This window comes from Martinezella rhizogenes (genome assembly GCF_000799715.1).
Lineage (GTDB): Bacteria > Pseudomonadota > Alphaproteobacteria > Rhizobiales > Rhizobiaceae > Rhizobium > Rhizobium rhizogenes_C.
Window position 1 is genome coordinate 67,266 of record NZ_JUHG01000003.1, and the last position, 16,510, is coordinate 83,775.

At 59.6% G+C, this 16,510-nt stretch carries 18 protein-coding genes; 14 read left to right on the forward strand and 4 right to left on the reverse strand.

The window, feature by feature from the left end; genetic code table 11:
• The first annotated feature begins 237 nt into the window (after positions 1–237).
• From EX00_RS02565 to dnaQ, 5 genes are read left to right on the forward strand one after another with little or no spacing between them, the layout of a single operon-like run.
• Complete coding sequence (locus EX00_RS02565; RefSeq protein ID WP_047453948.1) at positions 238–1,059, forward strand: pyruvate, water dikinase regulatory protein; 822 nt, start codon at positions 238–240, stop codon at positions 1,057–1,059.
• 38 nt (positions 1,060–1,097) lie between these two features.
• Positions 1,098–1,697: a Maf-like protein gene (locus EX00_RS02570; RefSeq protein ID WP_047453828.1), complete on the forward strand. Its 600-nt coding sequence runs from the start codon at positions 1,098–1,100 to the stop codon at positions 1,695–1,697.
• Positions 1,690–2,547 (forward strand): shikimate dehydrogenase, encoded by an 858-nt coding sequence (locus EX00_RS02575; protein WP_047453830.1) that lies wholly within the window; start codon positions 1,690–1,692, stop codon positions 2,545–2,547. Before EX00_RS02570 ends, EX00_RS02575 begins: the two co-directional genes overlap by 8 nt.
• Complete coding sequence (gene coaE / locus EX00_RS02580; protein WP_047453832.1) at positions 2,547–3,164, forward strand: dephospho-CoA kinase; 618 nt, start codon at positions 2,547–2,549, stop codon at positions 3,162–3,164. The genes EX00_RS02575 and coaE overlap by 1 nt, the downstream gene beginning before the upstream one ends.
• 1 nt (position 3,165) lies before the next feature.
• Positions 3,166–3,882, forward strand: coding sequence for a DNA polymerase III subunit epsilon (dnaQ, locus tag EX00_RS02585; RefSeq protein WP_047453834.1), 717 nt, complete (start codon positions 3,166–3,168; stop codon positions 3,880–3,882).
• A gap of 83 nt (positions 3,883–3,965) precedes the next feature.
• Here dnaQ and secB read toward each other — a convergent pair whose 3' ends face one another.
• Positions 3,966–4,445 carry a protein-export chaperone SecB gene (gene secB / locus EX00_RS02590; RefSeq protein ID WP_047453836.1) on the reverse strand — a complete coding sequence of 160 codons (480 nt, stop codon included), beginning with the start codon at positions 4,443–4,445 and terminating at the stop codon, positions 3,966–3,968.
• A gap of 93 nt (positions 4,446–4,538) precedes the next feature.
• Positions 4,539–5,075, reverse strand: coding sequence for an FxsA family protein (locus EX00_RS02595; RefSeq protein WP_047453838.1), 537 nt, complete (start codon positions 5,073–5,075; stop codon positions 4,539–4,541).
• 197 nt (positions 5,076–5,272) lie between these two features.
• Between EX00_RS02595 and EX00_RS02600 the strand changes: the two genes are divergently transcribed.
• From EX00_RS02600 to gyrB, 5 genes are all read left to right on the forward strand, one after another.
• Positions 5,273–5,974 carry a Tim44/TimA family putative adaptor protein gene (locus EX00_RS02600; RefSeq protein WP_047453840.1) on the forward strand — a complete coding sequence of 234 codons (702 nt, stop codon included), beginning with the start codon at positions 5,273–5,275 and terminating at the stop codon, positions 5,972–5,974.
• Positions 5,971–7,089: a murein transglycosylase A gene (gene mltA, locus EX00_RS02605; RefSeq protein ID WP_047453842.1), complete on the forward strand. Its 1,119-nt coding sequence runs from the start codon at positions 5,971–5,973 to the stop codon at positions 7,087–7,089. Before EX00_RS02600 ends, mltA begins: the two co-directional genes overlap by 4 nt.
• Positions 7,089–7,673 (forward strand): Smr/MutS family protein, encoded by a 585-nt coding sequence (locus tag EX00_RS02610; protein WP_047453844.1) that lies wholly within the window; start codon positions 7,089–7,091, stop codon positions 7,671–7,673. The genes mltA and EX00_RS02610 overlap by 1 nt, the downstream gene beginning before the upstream one ends.
• Positions 7,670–8,035 (forward strand): helix-turn-helix domain-containing protein, encoded by a 366-nt coding sequence (locus EX00_RS02615; protein ID WP_047453846.1) that lies wholly within the window; start codon positions 7,670–7,672, stop codon positions 8,033–8,035. The genes EX00_RS02610 and EX00_RS02615 overlap by 4 nt, the downstream gene beginning before the upstream one ends.
• A 148-nt stretch (positions 8,036–8,183) precedes the next feature.
• The gene (gene gyrB / locus EX00_RS02620; protein WP_047453848.1) at positions 8,184–10,619 is read left to right on the forward strand and encodes a DNA topoisomerase (ATP-hydrolyzing) subunit B; all 2,436 of its coding nucleotides are present in this window, start codon (positions 8,184–8,186) and stop codon (positions 10,617–10,619) included.
• A 69-nt stretch (positions 10,620–10,688) separates the two neighbouring features.
• Here the strand turns inward: gyrB and EX00_RS02625 are convergent, their stop codons facing one another.
• Both EX00_RS02625 and EX00_RS02630 read right to left on the reverse strand, forming a co-directional pair.
• Positions 10,689–11,288, reverse strand: coding sequence for a nitroreductase family protein (locus EX00_RS02625; protein WP_047453851.1), 600 nt, complete (start codon positions 11,286–11,288; stop codon positions 10,689–10,691).
• An 82-nt stretch (positions 11,289–11,370) separates the two neighbouring features.
• Positions 11,371–11,670, reverse strand: a complete 300-nt coding sequence (locus EX00_RS02630) for a DUF2218 domain-containing protein (RefSeq protein ID WP_047453852.1) — start codon at positions 11,668–11,670, stop codon at positions 11,371–11,373.
• A gap of 205 nt (positions 11,671–11,875) precedes the next feature.
• Here EX00_RS02630 and EX00_RS02635 point away from each other — a divergent pair, with 205 nt between their 5' ends.
• From EX00_RS02635 to EX00_RS02650, 4 genes are all read left to right on the forward strand, one after another.
• A complete protein-coding gene (locus EX00_RS02635; RefSeq protein ID WP_047453855.1) occupies positions 11,876–13,294 on the forward strand; it encodes a pyridoxal phosphate-dependent decarboxylase family protein in 1,419 nt (472 codons plus the stop codon).
• 131 nt (positions 13,295–13,425) lie between these two features.
• Positions 13,426–14,268, forward strand: coding sequence for a fumarylacetoacetate hydrolase family protein (locus EX00_RS02640; protein ID WP_047453857.1), 843 nt, complete (start codon positions 13,426–13,428; stop codon positions 14,266–14,268).
• Between the two features lie 286 nt (positions 14,269–14,554).
• On the forward strand, positions 14,555–15,832 hold the full coding sequence (locus tag EX00_RS02645) for a polyhydroxyalkanoate depolymerase (protein WP_047453859.1): 1,278 nt from the start codon (positions 14,555–14,557) through the stop codon (positions 15,830–15,832).
• A gap of 169 nt (positions 15,833–16,001) precedes the next feature.
• Positions 16,002–16,448, forward strand: a complete 447-nt coding sequence (locus tag EX00_RS02650) for a DUF2852 domain-containing protein (RefSeq protein WP_047453861.1) — start codon at positions 16,002–16,004, stop codon at positions 16,446–16,448.
• Positions 16,449–16,510: the final 62 nt, after the last annotated feature.

The window sequence follows — 16,510 nt, forward strand, 5'->3', positions numbered from 1 at the left end:
AAACGTTAGATCAATCTTTCTAAGTGCTTGGCGCAGATTCCGTTTCGACCCGGTCTGGGGATAAACTGGGGAGACGCGCCGCTTAAAATAGCTTATCCACATTACCCACAAGCCCCGGTGAGAGCCTTCCCGAAAAACCGAAATGTGGAAAAGTCGGAGGTTTTCCACTTGCCCCCGACCGGGCGGTTCCCGTACCTCTCTTTTCTCCCAGGATATCAACAGGTGATGGAAAGTAGCGTGGAAAACCGGACAAGCTTCTTTCATCTTCATCTGATTTCTGACTCAACCGGCGAGACTCTAATCTCTGCCGGGCGTGCCGCATCCGTGCAATTCCATGCCAGCCAGCCGATTGAGCACGTCTACCCACTGATCAGGAATCGCAAGCAGCTGCTGCCGGTTCTCGAAGCGATCGACCATAGCCCCGGCATTGTCCTCTATACGATCGTCGATCGCGAGCTTGCCGATTTCATCGACGAGCGTTGCCGGGAGATGGGTGTACCCTGCGTCAATGTGCTTGAACCGGTGATGAACGTCTTCCAGACCTATCTCGGCACGGTATCGCGCCGCCGCGTCGGCGCCCAGCATGTGATGAACGCCGATTATTTTGCCCGCATCGAAGCCCTGAACTTCACCATGGATCACGATGATGGACAGATGCAGGATGATTATAATGATGCCGATGTCGTCATTATCGGCATCAGCCGGACATCGAAGACACCGACCAGCATCTACCTGGCAAATAGGGGCATCAAGACCGCGAATATCCCGATCATTGCTGGCGTACCCTTGCCCGCAAGCCTGATAGAGGCCACCAAGCCGTTGATCGTCGGGCTGGTGGCGACCACGGATCGGATATCGCAAGTGCGTGAAAACCGCATTCTGGGAGCCACCACCGGCTTCGATCGTGGCGGTTACACCGATCGCGCCACCATCTCCGAAGAGCTGAAATATGCCCGCTCGCTCTGCGCCCGGCATAATTGGCCGATCATCGATGTCACTCGCCGCTCGATCGAGGAGACCGCCGCCGCCATTGTTGCCCTGCGACCGAAGCTGCGCTAAGCGCTGCATAGCATTCTATTTCCAAGGTTCGTCCGATCATGACAATGCCGCTCATCCTCGCCTCCTCCAGCCCGTTCCGGCGGATGCTGATGGAAAATGCCGGCCTGCATTTCCAGGCGATCGCGGCTGATATCGACGAGCGCGCGATCGAGGCTCCCTTGGAGCAGGATGGCGCCGGGCCGGATGCCGTGGCGCTGGTGCTGGCCAAGGCGAAGGCGAAAGAGGTGAGCGATCGCTTTCCAGGATCGCTCGTCATCGGCTCGGATCAGACCATGTCGCTCGGCAGCCAAGTCTTCCATAAACCGAAGACGATGGCAGAGGCGAAGAACCATCTGCAAAGCCTGTCGGGCAAGACCCACCGCCTGAACAGCGGCATCGCGCTGGCGCTCAACGGCGATATCATATGGGAGCATGTGTCCCACGCCGAACTGACCATGCGCGATCTTTCCGCTGAGTTCATCCACCGTTATCTGACCCGCGTCGGCGACAAGGCTTTTTCGAGCGTCGGTGCCTATCAGCTCGAGGGAGAGGGGATCCAGCTCTTCTCGAAAATCGACGGTGATTATTTCACCATTCTCGGATTGCCGATGTTGCCGCTCCTGCAAAAACTTCGCGAATTGAGGGCGATCGATGGGTGATTCACGTGAAACACACGGCTTGAATGCCTTCGTCACCGGCTATCCCGTCAAGCATTCACGCTCCCCGTTGATCCACGGTCACTGGCTGCGCACGCTCGATCTCGCGGGCAGCTATCGTGCTGTCGAAGTGACACCGGATGCTTTTCCGGCCTTCATCGCGGCCTTGAAAGATCGCTCAAGCGGCTACATTGGCGGCAATGTCACGATCCCGCACAAGGAAATTGCCTTCAAGCTGGCGGACCGGCCCGACGAATTGTCCGCGGAGCTCGGCGCGTCGAACACGCTGTGGCTCGAGGATGGTCTGTTGCACGCAACCAACACGGATGGCCGCGGCTTCACGTCCAATCTCGATGAGCGTCATCCCGGCTGGGACCAAACTGGCCAGGCGGTGATCCTCGGTGCCGGCGGCGCCAGCCGTGCCGTCATCCAGGCGGTGCGTGACCGTGGCGTCAACGAGATCCATGTCGTCAACCGAACCATTGAGCGAGCGCGGGAACTGTCCGATCGTTTCGGCGTGCATATCCATGCACATCCCATGGCGGCGCTGGGTGAGGTGATGCAAGGCGCCGGTCTTTTCGTCAATACGACCTCGCTCGGCATGGAAAACGAAGTCGCGCCAACAATCGATTTTTCACCGCTTGCTGAAAATGCCGTCGTCACCGACATCGTCTATGTGCCGCTGAAAACCCCGTTGCTGGCCCAGGCCAAGGAACAGGGCTTTGCCATTGTCGATGGTCTCGGCATGCTGCTGTATCAGGCCGTGCCGGGTTTTGAAAAATGGTTCGGCAAGCGCCCCGTGGTCGACGCGGCGCTGCGGGCTTTGATTATTGCCGATATGGATAAGCACTGATGATGTACGTTGGCCTCACCGGTTCGATCGGCATGGGAAAGTCGACCTCGGGCAAGCTGTTCGCCGAGGCGGGGATTCCCGTCAATGATGCCGATGCGGTGGTGCATGATCTTTATCGCGGTGAAGCCGTTCCCCTGATCGAGGCCGCTTTTCCGGGGACGACAAAGAACGGTACCGTCGACCGGCAGGAGCTTGGCCGGCAATTGGCGGTTGATCCCTCAGGCTTCAAGCGCCTGGAGGCGATCGTCCATCCACTGGTGCGGCAGCGCGAGCGAATATTTCTGGATCATCAGCTCGCGGCAGGCGCGGATATCGTCGTGCTCGATATTCCGCTGCTGTTCGAGACCGGCGCGGATAAAAGGGTCGACAAGATCGTCGTCGTCAGTTGCGATCCACAGATTCAAAGGGAAAGAGTGCTTGCCCGGCCGGGCATGACGGAGGAAAAATTCAATATGATTCTCTCCCGCCAGACGCCGGATGCGGAGAAGCGGGCTCGGGCCGATTATATCATCGATACCAGCCACAGCATCGACACGACGCGGGAGCAGATAAGAGACATCATTGCGGACCTCCGGCGTCAGCCGGTGGACGATGAACCCACAGGCGGAGAGCCCTGACATGCGCGAAATCATCTTCGATACGGAAACCACCGGGCTCGACAACAGGGCCGACCGCATCATCGAAATCGGCGGCATTGAGCTCTTCAATCACTTTCCGACCGGCAAGACCCTGCATCTCTATATCAATCCCGGCGACCGCAAGGTTCATCCGGACGCGCTGGCCGTGCATGGCATCACCGACGAGTCCCTGAAGGACAAGCCGCCCTTTGCCGATGTCGCCGATGAGATCCTTGCTTTTTTCGAGGGAGCCAAGTGGATCGCCCACAACGCCACCTTCGACATGGGCTTCGTCAATGCCGAATTTAACCGGCTCGGCCGGCCGCCGATCCTGCCTGATATGGTGATCGATACGCTGGCCATGGCGCGGCGCAAGCATCCGATGGGGCCGAACTCGCTGGATGCGCTCTGCCGGCGCTACGGTATCGACAATTCCCACCGCACGCGCCACGGCGCGCTTCTCGACTCCGAATTGCTGGCAGACGTCTATATCGAAATGATTGGCGGCAGGCAGACGGCGCTCGGGCTCGGCAGCAGCAACGGTTCGTCCGCGCGCTCGCGTCGGGACGAGGATATGCAGGACATTATCACGGATATTCTGGCGCGGCCTCAACCCCTGCCAAGCCGGGTGAGCCAAGAGGAAGAGGCCGCGCATGCTGCCCTCGTGGCCAAGCTCGGCGAAAAAGGCATCTGGTCGAAATATCGCGTCTCGAATTGAAGGCCACAATTCAATCCGTCAAATGAAAATGCCCGGACATTGATCCGGGCATTTTCATTTCCATCGATGGAATGCCCGAAGGCTTAGTTCGGAACCGACGAGACCTGGGCGCGGGCCTGTTCCTCGGCCATGCGCTGCGTGAACATCTGCGCGAAATCAATCGGGTCGATCATCAGCGGCGGGAAGCCGCCGTTGCGGGTGATGTCGGCGATGATCTGACGGGCGAAGGGGAACAGCAGGCGCGGGCACTCGATGAAGAGCAGCGGCAGCATATGTTCCTGCGGGAAATCGGTGATGCGGAAGACGCCGCCATAGACCAGCTCGGTATGGAAGAGAACCCGGTCGCCATCCTTGGCGTCGGCATTCAGCGTCAGCACGACGTCGAAATCGGAATCCGACAGCGGATTGGCGTTGACGTTGACATTGATGTTAATATCGGGAGCGTTTTCCCGGGCCTGCAGCGAGCGCGGTGCACCTGGATTTTCGAAGGAAAGATCCTTGGTGTATTGAGCAAGGATGGTAAGGCTCGGGCTGGCTGCGCCGTTGCTGTTTTCGTTGGCCATGGGGTTTCCTCTGACGTCAATAGGTGTCGCCATCTAGCATTTCGAATAAGGGCTTACAACCCTTAAGGCCTAGGCGATCCTGACCCTTTTGCCCTACTCTTCAAGGCGTTTCCGGTCCGACCAGGGCGAGCTGCGATTGGGCTCGCGATGGAAATCGGTCTCGTCCAGATCGACGACCTGCCCAGGCCCGGCCGGCTTGGGCTGAGGACCGGGACCCGCATTCGGGCCGGGTCCTTGTCCCGGTCCGCGTCGGAAGGGGCGCGTGCTGCCGAGAACGACGATACGCTTGCGCAGAACCTTCCAGGCGAGATCGCGCACGGCGGGAATGAAGAGCAGCAGGCCGATGATATCAGAAAGGAAGCCGGGCAGCATCAAGAGAAAGGCGGCAACAACGATCATGGCGCCATGCACCATCTCGCGGCCGGGGTCACCGCCATTGCGGCTTTCGGCCGAAATGCGCTGCAGAATGCCGATGCCCTGAATTCTCAGAAGAGCTGCGCCCAGGACGGCGCTCAGGATGACCAGCGCCAATGTCGCCCACACACCGAGCATCTTGCCGACGACGATAAATCCGGCGATTTCGGCAAGCGGCATTAGAAAGACGAAGATAGGAACAAGGGATAGGCGCATGTTACGGTGTCCTGAAAGCGGGCGTGTCTTTGACTTAGCATGATTTGGCTCGAAAACCGCGTCACACTTTAGGGGATCATGCTAAAGCGTTAGTCCATCGCATATAATAAAGATACCGGTCCGCTATTTGAATGATAGATGGATGCGGACTATATGGGGAATGAAACTCTTAATTTTAATGGTGGTTCCGACACGAGATGGGTGCAAACGACTTTGTGACGATCTTTTTCCTGGTGGCAGCGGTGCTGATTTTCTTTCAGCTGCGCAGCGTCCTTGGCCGCCGCACGGGGAATGAGAAGCCGCCGCGCGATCTCTATGGTTCGCCTGATCAGGCCAACGGCCCGACTGCGCCGGATGCCGGCAAGGTCGTGACCTTGCCGCGCCGCGATGCGAGCGAGGATGAGGATCGCTTCGCCGCCATCGATGCCTTCACGCCCGCCGGCACGCCGCTCAATGATTCGCTGCGCGAATTGAACAAGGCCGATCCGAGCTTCAATCCGAAGGAATTCGTCAACGGCGCCCGCATGGCTTATGAGATGATCGTCATGGCTTTTGCAGATGGCGACCGCAATGCGCTGAAGGGTCTGTTGTCGCGTGAGGTCTATGAGGGCTTCGATGCGGCCATTACCGATCGCGAGACCAAGGGTGAAAAGGTGAAATCCACCTTCGTCGGCATCGACAAGGCTGATATCGTCAGCGCCGAGATGAAGGACACGGAAGCCACGGTGACGATGCGCATCGTCAGCCAGATGATTTCGGCGACCTACGACAAGGCCGGTACGCTGATCGATGGCGATGCCGAGTCCGTGGTGGAGATCAGCGATGTCTGGACCTTTGCCCGTGACAGCCGCTCTCGCGATCCCAACTGGAAACTCGTGGCGACCGAATCCGAGCAATGACGACCGCATCGAAGGATTTCAGGCTGGAGCCGGCAACCTTCGCCGATCTGAAGGGCTGGAGGGATGATGATCCCTCCAGCCTTTTTCGTGCCATGCGGGACTGTCGGACCCATGTCAGGGACATAAAGCCCTACCGCACCGGTGCCGCCGGTCTGACTGCGAATGACCTGCTGACCCTGCTTGACGATGCCGAAGATTACGAGCCTCGCGACGCAGCCGAAGCCCGCGCTTTCTTTGAGGAGCGTTGCCAGCCCTTTTTCGTTCGCCGCGGCGATGGCGGCAGAGGTTTCGTCACCGCCTTTTTCGAGCCGGAAATTACCGTTTCCGCGACGCCGGACGAAACCTATCGCTATCCCTTCTATCCTCGGCCGAATGACTTGATCGATCTAGACGATGCCAACAGGCCCGCCGAGCTGGATCCGTCCTATATGTTCGGCAGGCTAAACGACGGCGTTATCTCCGCCTATCCCGACCGGGGCGAGATTGATCGCGGCTATCTGGAGGACCGGGGCCTGGAGATCGCCTGGGCGAAATCCAAGGTCGATGTCTTCTTCGTGCATGTGCAGGGTGCCGCCAGGTTGCGATATCCTGATGGACGCATGGGCCGCATCACCTACGCCGCCAAGGCCGGACATCCTTTCTCGGCCGTTGGTCGCCTGCTCATCGAGCGCGGCCTGCTCGACCGTGCCACGATCTCGATGCAGACGATCCGCGACTGGCTCTACGCCCATCCGCAAGAGGTCGACGAAGTCCTGTGGCACAACAGGTCCTATATCTTTTTCCGCGAGGCCGATGTCAGCGATCCCGTGCTCGGGCCGATCGCGGCGGCGAAAGTGCCGCTGGTCGCTGGCCGTTCGCTGGCCGTCGACCGGCTGATCCACACATTCGGTTTTCCCTTCTTCATCCAGTCGGAAAGCCTGACCCATCTCGACGCCGGCCAGCCCTTCGGGCGGCTGATGCTGGCGCTCGACACCGGTTCGGCGATCGTCGGCCCGGCCCGTGGAGATATCTTCACCGGTTCCGGCTACGATGCTGGGGAGCTTGCCGGTACCGTGCGCAACGACGCGGATTTTTATATACTGGTTCCAAAGGCGGCAGCTCAGAGGTTTGGCTGATGGCCCCAGAACGCAAAAGCAAGGAGCGAAAGCTCAGTTCGGATGAACGTGTCCTCTGGGGCAGGGTGGCGAAAAGTACCCGGCCCATGCCAGGACGGCATGCCGACATGGAAGCTTTCGACGAGGTTCTGGCTGCAGAGGCAAGGGCGGAGGAGACCGCACGCGCCGAAAAGGCGAAGGTTGCTCCGACACCCGCCGATAAGCAAAACCCGCCCTCGATGGCAAAACAGCCCTCCGGCACGCATCATCCGCTGGAACGGCCGGTCAAGCGCAAGATTGCCAAGGGCCGGCTGGCGCTGGAGGCGCGTATCGACCTTCACGGGCTGATCCAGAGCGAGGCGCATGTAATGCTTCTGGATTTCCTGTTCCGGGCGCATGAGCGCGGTCTTCGCCATGTGCTCGTCATCACCGGCAAGGGCAGCTCCATGGGCAGCGACGGCGCCTTGAAGCGCGCCGTGCCGCTGTGGTTCTCCAAGCCGGAATTCCGCTTCCTGATTTCCTCCTACGAGACGGCGGCGCAGCACCATGGCGGCGAGGGCGCCCTCTATATCCGCCTGTCGCGGCCAAAGGGGGACAGGCCGTGACTCCGTTTGGCGAAGCGGTCCGAAAACTCAGGGCACGCAAGGGTGTCTCGCAAAAGGACATGGCGGCGGCGCTGAATGTGACGCCGGCTTATTTATCCGCCCTGGAGCACGGAAAGCGCGGCACGCCGACCTTCGATCTATTGCAGCGCATCGCCGGATATTTCAACATCATCTGGGACGAAGCCGAGGAATTGTTCCTTCTGGCGCGCTTCTCCGACCCGCGCATCGTGGTTGATACCTCGGGGCTGGCACCAGAATATACGGCCTTTGTCAACCGCTTGGCGGACCGGATTCGCAATCTCGACGCGACCACCATCAGGGAACTGTCCTTGGTTCTGGAAAATGCCGGAAAAAGGGGCTGAAAACCGCCTTAATCCCCTGTTTTATACCCCATATAGGGGCCTTCCGTTTGGAAGTTGCGGACGAAACATCCTATATTCAGGGAAAGAAAAACTGCTGATTCGTTAACGATCGGCGGTGTTCTCTAAAACACTGGAAAGACTTCAATAAATGACCGACATATCCGTAACCGAAAACGACGGCAATGCCGAGTATGGCGCAGACAGCATCAAGGTCCTGAAGGGTCTTGACGCTGTGCGCAAGCGTCCCGGCATGTATATCGGCGATACGGATGATGGTTCCGGTCTGCATCACATGGTTTACGAAGTCGTCGACAACGCTATCGATGAAGCGCTGGGTGGCTACGCCGATCTCGTCACTGTCACGCTCAATCCCGATGGTTCGGTGACGGTCACCGACAATGGTCGCGGCATCCCGACGGATATCCACACCGGCGAAGGCATATCGGCTGCCGAGGTCATCATGACCCAGCTCCACGCCGGCGGTAAGTTCGACCAGAACTCCTACAAGGTCTCCGGCGGCCTGCATGGCGTCGGCGTCTCCGTCGTCAACGCGCTGTCCGTCTGGCTGAAGCTGAAGATCCGCCGTCAGGGCAGGGTCAACGAAATGAGCTTTACGCACGGCGTCGCCGATGCGCCGCTGAAGGTGACGGGCGATGCCGGTACCGAGACCGGTACCGAAGTCAGCTTCATGCCGAGTACGGAAACCTTTACCATGACGGAGTTCGACTATAGTACGCTGGAGCATCGCCTGCGCGAGCTCGCGTTCCTGAACTCCGGCGTCCGTATCCTGCTCACCGACAAGCGCCATTCCGACGTCAGGCAGGAAGAGATGCTCTACGACGGCGGCCTTGAGGCTTTCGTCAAATATCTTGACCGCGCCAAGAAGCCGCTGGTCGACAAGCCGGTCTCCATCCGCAGCGAAAAGGACGGCATCACCGTCGAAGTGGCGATGTGGTGGAACGACAGCTACCACGAAAACGTGCTCTGCTTCACCAACAACATCCCGCAGCGCGACGGCGGCACGCATATGGCCGGCTTCCGTGGCGCTCTGACGCGTCAGATCACCTCCTATGGCGAGTCATCGGGCATCACCAAAAGGGAAAAGGTAACACTGACCGGCGACGACTGCCGCGAAGGTCTGACGGCCGTGCTGTCGGTCAAGGTTCCCGACCCGAAATTCTCCTCGCAGACCAAGGACAAGTTGGTTTCCTCGGAAGTCCGTCCGGTGGTCGAAAGCCTCGTCAATGAAGCGCTTGGCACCTGGCTGGAAGAACATCCGGCCGATGCCAAGGTGCTGGTCGGCAAGGTTGTCGAAGCCGCTGCTGCCCGCGAAGCCGCCCGTAAGGCGCGTGAACTGACCCGGCGCAAGGGCGCTCTCGACATCGCCTCGCTGCCCGGCAAGCTCGCCGATTGCTCCGAACGCGATCCGGCGAAGTCCGAAGTCTTCCTCGTCGAGGGTGATTCGGCAGGTGGCTCGGCCAAGCAGGGCCGTTCGCGTGAAAACCAGGCGATCCTGCCGCTGCGCGGCAAGATCCTCAACGTCGAGCGCGCCCGTTTCGACAAGATGCTGTCGAGCCAGGAAATCGGCACGCTGATCACGGCACTCGGCACCGGTATCGGCAAGGATGAGTTCAACGCCGACAAGCTGCGCTATCACAAGATCATCATCATGACGGACGCAGACGTCGACGGCGCCCATATTCGCACGCTGTTGCTCACCTTTTTCTTCCGCCAGATGCCCGCTCTCATCGAGCGTGGCCATCTCTACATCGCTCAGCCGCCGCTCTATAAGGTGACGCGCGGCAAGTCCGTTCAGTACGTGAAGGATGAAAAGGCGTTCGAGGAATATCTGATCGGCCAGGGTCTGGACGATGCCAGCCTGCGGCTCGGCACAGGTGAAGTTCGTGCCGGCGAGGATCTGCATGAACTGATCTCCGATGCCCTGCGTCTGCGCACGCTGCTCGGCAATCTGCATTCGCGCTACAACCGCGCTGTCGTCGAGCAGGCGGCAATTGCCGGCGCTCTTAACGCCGAACTCGTCAGCGACCCGGCGCGCGCCGAAGGTCTGGTGAACGATGTCGCCCGGCGGCTGGATATGATTGCCGAGGAAACCGAACGCGGTTGGGGCGGTACCGTGACCAGCGAAGGCGGCTTGCGCTTCGAACGCATGGTGCGCGGCGTCAAGGAAGTCGTCGTTCTCGACATGGCGTTGATCGGCTCGCAGGACGCGCGTCTGATCGATCAGGTCGGCTCGCGCCTCAAGGAGGTCTACGACCAGCCGCCGAAACTCGCGCGCCGGGACGGCGAGATCGAGATTTCCGGTCCGGGCATGCTGCTGGAAGCGGTTTTTGCCGCTGGCCGCAAGGGTCTCACGATGCAGCGCTACAAGGGTCTCGGCGAGATGAATGCCGAGCAGCTTTGGGAAACGACGCTTGATCCGAACGCACGCTCGCTGCTGCAGGTGAGAGTCCCTGACGCGACCGATGCCGATGGTCTGTTTGCCCGGCTCATGGGCGACGAGGTTGAGCCGCGGCGCGAATTCATCCAGGACAATGCGCTGAACGTCGCAAACCTCGACATCTGATTGTCGGAATACCGACGAACGAAAAAGGCCCGCCTGGTTTTCAGGCGGGCCTTTTCATTTCAAGATCAATTACTTGGCGATGAAGGTACCGTTGAAGGCAAGTTCGGAAAGTGGCTTGCGGTCGTTCGGGGTTTCGCGTTCCTGGAGCTTTTCCGGGAGCTGGCTCTTGTCGCCGATCTTGCCGATCGCAACGGCTGTCTCGACGCGGAAGCCTTCGGGAATGCCGAGAACCTCATAGGATTTCTCGACATGGAAACCGCCCATGCCGTGGGCCTCATAGCCAGCCAGGTGCGCCTGGATTGCCAGGAAACCCCAAGCCGTGCCGGCATCGAAGGAGTGGCTGTAGCTGGGCTTCTGCTCGGCGGAACCAAGCTCGCCGCTATGCGTGCGCGAGACGACAAAAAGCAGGGCGGCGGCAGACTTGGCCCAGCCCTGGTTGAATTCAATCAGCAGGCTCTGAAACTTGTCCCAGTTCTCCGAACCGCGCAGCGCATAGACGAAACGCCAGGGCTGCACATTGGAGGCGGACGGCGCCCAATGGGCGGCTTCCAGAATGGTCAGCAGGTCGGCTTCCGGCATGGTTTCGTTGGAATAGGCGCGGGGCGACCAGCGATCAAGGAAGAGCTTGTCGATTGGATATTGCGATTCGCGGTTGTTGCTGGATGTCATCGGGAGTCTTTCATCTGAAGGAGGCCGCCGCGGAGCTGTGGGGGAGGGTCGACGACAAGCCCTGGGGGAATACGCGTGAAATCTATACCTTGCTCGTATCCGCAGTCCAGACCACGTCGAGCTCCTCGCGGAAGGCGAAACGCTTCAGGTGATCGGCAACGACAGTCTGCATGCGGTCAAGGTCCTGCGGATTCTCGACATGCAGGGTCATCAGCAGCGAGGTGGCATCCGCCGCCAATTCAAGCGAGGCCCCGGGGTTGAAGGGCACCGTGCCGGCGGTCTCGTTGAATTCAATGGTGAATTTGTGGCTCCAATGCTTGCAGAGCTGCTGCAGATAGCGGCTGGCATGGTCGGTTTTCACGGAGGAAACGGAGGTGGGCATGGGACACTCCAATAACTGGAATTTGAACGACAGGTTTTCCTACATAGGCGCATCCGGCTCCGCCAGGTAGACAGTCTGCTTCAACATTCCGTTATTTTAAGGAGAGCCGATCTCGGCGGTGGCCAGTTATAGGGCTTTTCTGATACTCGACCATCTCCCAAAACCGGTCTAAGGTCCGCCTCGTTTCGGTGGAACGGAGGCCGTCATGGACTGGGAGGAGTTTCGGCGCTGGTCGGGAAAAGCGGCGGATTGGGGTGCGGATTATCGCGCATCGCTCCGCGACCGACCGGTCAGAGCACAGACGGCGCCCGGCGAAATCGCGGCGCATATCGCTGATTTTCCACCCGAATCCGGCGAATCCATGGAGGATATCTTCAAGGATTTCGAGGATATTCTTGTGCCTGGGATGACCCATTGGCAGCATCCGCGCTTCTTCGCCTATTTCCCCGCCAATGCGGCCCCGGTCTCGGTTGTCGCCGAATATCTGGTCAGCGCCATCGCCGCCCAATGTATGCTCTGGCAGACCTCGCCGTCGGCCACCGAACTGGAAACAAAGGTCGTCGATTGGCTGCGCCAGGCGCTTGGTCTGCCCGACAATTTTACAGGCGTCATCCAGGATTCCGCCTCAACGGCGACGCTCGCGGCCGTGCTGGTGATGCGAGAAAAGGCGCTTGATTGGCAGGGCAACAAGCAAGGCCTTGTGGCCAACAAGACGGTCCGGATCTATTCCACCGACCAGGTCCACACCTCGATCGACCGCGCCATCTGGATATCCGGCATTGGCGGGGACAACTTGGTCCGCATCCCCTCCAGCGGGCCGAGCAGCGCCATGGATGCGCAGGCGCTGGCGGCGACGATCGAGCGGGATCGTGCGGCCGGCCTATTGCCGGCCGGCGTGATTGCCTGTGTCGGCGGCACCAGCATCGGTGCCTGCGATGATATCGCCGCGGTCGTCGAGGTGGCGCATCGTTACGGTCTCTATGTGCATGTCGACGCCGCCTGGGCCGGTTCAGCGATGATCTGCCCGGAATTCCGCACGCTGTGGCAGGGCGTAGAGCAGGCCGATTCCATCGTTTTCAATCCACATAAATGGCTCGGCGCGCAGTTCGATTGCTCGGTCCAGTTCATCCGCGATCCGGAATCCCTGGTGCGCACGCTAGCGATCCATCCGGAGTTTCTCCGCACCCACGGTCATGACGGCATCACCAACTATTCCGAATGGTCGGTGCCGCTTGGTCGACGCTTCCGGGCGTTGAAGATTTGGTTTCTGCTGCGTTATCATGGGCTTGAAGGCCTGCGGGCGATGATCCGAAATCACGTCGCCTGGTCGCAAAATCTGGCTAAGCGTCTGGCGGCGCAGTCGGATTTCGAGATCGTCACGGAACCGTTCCTGTCGCTCTTCTCCTTCGATCACAAGGCGCCCGACGGTGTCGATCAGGAAAGCCATACCCAGCGCCTGATCGCGGCGATCAACAATGACGGCCGTATCTATCTAACACAGACCCGTGTCGCTGGCCGGCTGGTTATCCGTTTCCAGGCCGGTCAGTTCGAAACCACGGCGGAAGATATCGATGTGGCCTTCGCGACGATTGTCGAGATTGCGCGGTCTTTGCCGTCGACATAGGAAAAGCTGTTGTTCCGATACGGACAAACAGGACGTGCTATGCTTCGAAATCGATTGATGACACTGGTGAATAATTCGTTCATATATGATGAAATCAATCTCGTCTTTTAAAATGCAGGGAAGGAAGACCTATGAAATTGTTGCGTGTTGGCGTAGCCGGCAAGGAAAAGCCGGCGCTTCTGGATAGCGATGGCAAGATCCGCGATCTCTCCGCGCATGTCGCCGATATCGGCGGCGAGGCGATTTCGCCCGCGGGCCTCGCGAAGATCGCCGCGCTCGATCCGAAGAGCCTGCCGGAATTGGCTGAAGGCCGTATTGGCGCCTGCGTTGCCGGCACCGGCAAGTTCATCTGCATCGGCCTCAATTTCTCCGACCATGCCGCCGAAACCGGCGCCGCGGTGCCGCCCGAGCCGATCATCTTCATGAAGGCGACGTCGGCCATCGTCGGCCCGAACGACAATGTGCTGATCCCGCGCGGCTCGGAAAAGACCGACTGGGAAGTCGAACTCGGCGTCGTCATTGGCAAGACGGCTAAATATGTCAGCGAAGCCGATGCGCTGGATTATGTCGCCGGCTATTGCGTCTCGCATGACGTCTCCGAGCGTGCTTTCCAGACCGAGCGTTCCGGACAGTGGACCAAGGGCAAGTCCTGCGACACCTTCGGCCCGATCGGCCCGTGGCTCGTCACCAAGGACGAAGTTGCCGATCCGCAGAATCTCGGCATGTGGCTTAAGGTCAACGGCAAGACGATGCAGGACGGCTCGACCAAGACCATGGTCTATGGCGTTGCCTATCTCGTCTCCTACCTCAGCCAGTTCATGTCGCTGCATCCGGGCGACGTGATCTCCACCGGCACGCCTCCAGGCGTTGGCATGGGCATGAAGCCGCCGCAGTTCCTGAAGGCCGGCGATGTCGTCGAGCTCGGCATGGAAGGCCTCGGCGCGCAGCGCCAGACTTTCCTTGCCGACGCCTGATAATCGGTGCGTTAAGGTTTTGAGACCATTCTGGGTGCCGGGGAATTTGTTCCTCGGCATTTTTGCCGGTTGGTGCGACGCAAAATTTATGTTGCTTTGCAGCAAAAGATGCTATCTTGGCTTGAAGGATGAGGATCACGCGTGGGGAGCGGTCGTTATCTGATGTGTAGCGTGTTCGGGAGCACGTTGCGGAGGACGCAGTAACGCTTAAAGGCGCATTTAAGCTTTCTGGAAATCATTGATTTTCGAGGCTTGGCACCAGCTTCTCGAGAGGAGACGCTTTCCGATGTTTTATCAGCTTTATGAACTCAATCATGCCGCCCTCGCGCCATTCCGCGCCGCCGCCGACATGATGCGCCTGGCCTATGCCAATCCACTCAATCCTCTATCCCATACGATGCTTGGCCGCACGATGACGGCAAGTCTCGAGATGTTCGAGCGCACCACGCGGCGCTATGGCAAACCGGAATTCGGGCTGCATGAAACCACAATCAACGACCGGCCGGTTTCGGTTTACGAAAAGATCGCGTGGAAGAAGCCCTTCTGCAATCTGATCCATTTCGAGCGCAGCATGCCCGCCGGTCACGGCAGCGATCCGCGCATCCTGATCGTCGCGCCGATGTCCGGCCATTATGCGACGCTGCTGCGCGGCACTGTCGAAGCGCTGCTGCCGGGCGCCGATGTCTACATCACCGACTGGATCGATGCCCGCATGGTGCCGATGACCGAGGGCACCTTCGATCTCGAGGATTACATCGATTACGTCATCGAGATGCTGCATCATCTCGGCCCCGACACCCATGTCGTCGCCGTCTGTCAGCCCTCGGTACCGGTTTTGGCCGCGGCCGCGGTGATGGAAGCGGCCGGCGATCCCCTCTCGCCTGCCTCGATGACGCTGATGGGCGGCCCGATCGACACGCGCATCAATCCGACGGCGGTCAATCAGCTCGCCAAGGACAAGTCGCTGGAATGGTTCGCCGACAATGTCGTCATGAACGTGCCCTGGCCGCAGCCAGGCTTCATGCGGCCGGTCTATCCCGGCTTTTTGCAGCTCTCCGGTTTCATGTCGATGAACCTTGACCGGCACATGATCGCCCACAAGGACTTCTTCATGCACCTCGTCAAGAACGACGGCGAGCCGGCGGAAAAGCACCGCGACTTCTATGACGAGTATCTGGCGGTCATGGATCTGACGGCGGAATTCTATCTGCAGACCGTCGATGAGGTCTTCATCAAGCATGCGCTGCCGAAGGGCGAGCTGATGCATCGCGGCCAGCCCGTCGATCCCTCAGCCATCCGCAATGTGGCGCTGCTGACGGTCGAGGGCGAAAACGATGACATTTCCGGCGTCGGCCAGACCGGAGCGGCGCAGACCATCTGCACGAACATTCCCGACGACATGCGGATGCACTACCTGCAGCCCGATGTCGGCCATTACGGCGTCTTCAACGGTTCGCGCTTCCGCCGCGAGATCGCGCCGCGCATTCTTGCCTTCGCCCGCGAGCACGCGCGCAGCGGCAAGCCGGTCGTCAAGCGTGTGATCAAGGGCGGCAAATCCGCCTGAGATGGCCCCAAGATTGCAAACAATTAGCTTTTGTTGAATTATCGGGCCGGATTCAAGCACTTGTCCGATTTCCCGGGCAAATACCATTGAAGGCCCGAGACGAGGTAACCATCTCGATTCCAGCGGTTCGGCATGTGGTCGAACCGACTTACTGCGAGGATACCTCACGATGAACCAGTCAGCATTGCTTCGCCCGGATTGGACTCCGGCTACCATTGCTCTGATGGTGCTTGGCTTCGTGGTCTTCTGGCCGCTCGGTCTCGCCATGCTTGCCTATATTCTCTTCGGCGAACGCCTGAGGGATTTCAAACGAGATGTGAACGAGAAGGCCGACGGCGTGTTTAACGGCTTCTCCGGCTGTGGTCGCCACCGTGGCCGTCACCGCGCCCATTTCTCCACTGGCAACGTCGCCTTCGACGATTGGCGCCGGGCAGAGTTGGAGCGCCTTGAAGAGGAACGCCGCAAGCTCAATGAAATGCGCGCCGAGTTCGACACCTATGTCCGCGAGCTTCGCCGCGCCAAGGATCAGGACGAGTTCGACCGCTTCATGCGCGACCGTAACAACGTCAAGCGCAATGACGATAACGGCCCGGCTCCGGAATTCCAGACGTCGTAATCGACAGCCAACTCCCCCATAAAACCGGCATCCGACGATGCCGGTTTTTCTTTGCCAGAAAC

What these genes read in the sequence shown, in the direction of transcription:
- EX00_RS02570 (WP_047453828.1), top strand. Translation starts at nt 1,098, where the DNA reads ATGACAATGCCGCTCATCCTCGCCTCCTCCAGCCCGTTCCGGCGGATG.
- EX00_RS02575 (WP_047453830.1), top strand. Translation starts at nt 1,690, where the DNA reads ATGGGTGATTCACGTGAAACACACGGCTTGAATGCCTTCGTCACCGGC.
- coaE (WP_047453832.1), top strand. Translation starts at nt 2,547, where the DNA reads ATGATGTACGTTGGCCTCACCGGTTCGATCGGCATGGGAAAGTCGACC.
- dnaQ (WP_047453834.1), top strand. Translation starts at nt 3,166, where the DNA reads ATGCGCGAAATCATCTTCGATACGGAAACCACCGGGCTCGACAACAGG.
- secB (WP_047453836.1), bottom strand. Translation starts at nt 4,445, where the DNA reads ATGGCCAACGAAAACAGCAACGGCGCAGCCAGCCCGAGCCTTACCATC.
- EX00_RS02595 (WP_047453838.1), bottom strand. Translation starts at nt 5,075, where the DNA reads ATGCGCCTATCCCTTGTTCCTATCTTCGTCTTTCTAATGCCGCTTGCC.
- EX00_RS02600 (WP_047453840.1), top strand. Translation starts at nt 5,273, where the DNA reads ATGGGTGCAAACGACTTTGTGACGATCTTTTTCCTGGTGGCAGCGGTG.
- mltA (WP_047453842.1), top strand. Translation starts at nt 5,971, where the DNA reads ATGACGACCGCATCGAAGGATTTCAGGCTGGAGCCGGCAACCTTCGCC.
- EX00_RS02610 (WP_047453844.1), top strand. Translation starts at nt 7,089, where the DNA reads ATGGCCCCAGAACGCAAAAGCAAGGAGCGAAAGCTCAGTTCGGATGAA.
- gyrB (WP_047453848.1), top strand. Translation starts at nt 8,184, where the DNA reads ATGACCGACATATCCGTAACCGAAAACGACGGCAATGCCGAGTATGGC.
- EX00_RS02625 (WP_047453851.1), bottom strand. Translation starts at nt 11,288, where the DNA reads ATGACATCCAGCAACAACCGCGAATCGCAATATCCAATCGACAAGCTC.
- EX00_RS02630 (WP_047453852.1), bottom strand. Translation starts at nt 11,670, where the DNA reads ATGCCCACCTCCGTTTCCTCCGTGAAAACCGACCATGCCAGCCGCTAT.
- EX00_RS02635 (WP_047453855.1), top strand. Translation starts at nt 11,876, where the DNA reads ATGGACTGGGAGGAGTTTCGGCGCTGGTCGGGAAAAGCGGCGGATTGG.
- EX00_RS02640 (WP_047453857.1), top strand. Translation starts at nt 13,426, where the DNA reads ATGAAATTGTTGCGTGTTGGCGTAGCCGGCAAGGAAAAGCCGGCGCTT.
- EX00_RS02645 (WP_047453859.1), top strand. Translation starts at nt 14,555, where the DNA reads ATGTTTTATCAGCTTTATGAACTCAATCATGCCGCCCTCGCGCCATTC.
- EX00_RS02650 (WP_047453861.1), top strand. Translation starts at nt 16,002, where the DNA reads ATGAACCAGTCAGCATTGCTTCGCCCGGATTGGACTCCGGCTACCATT.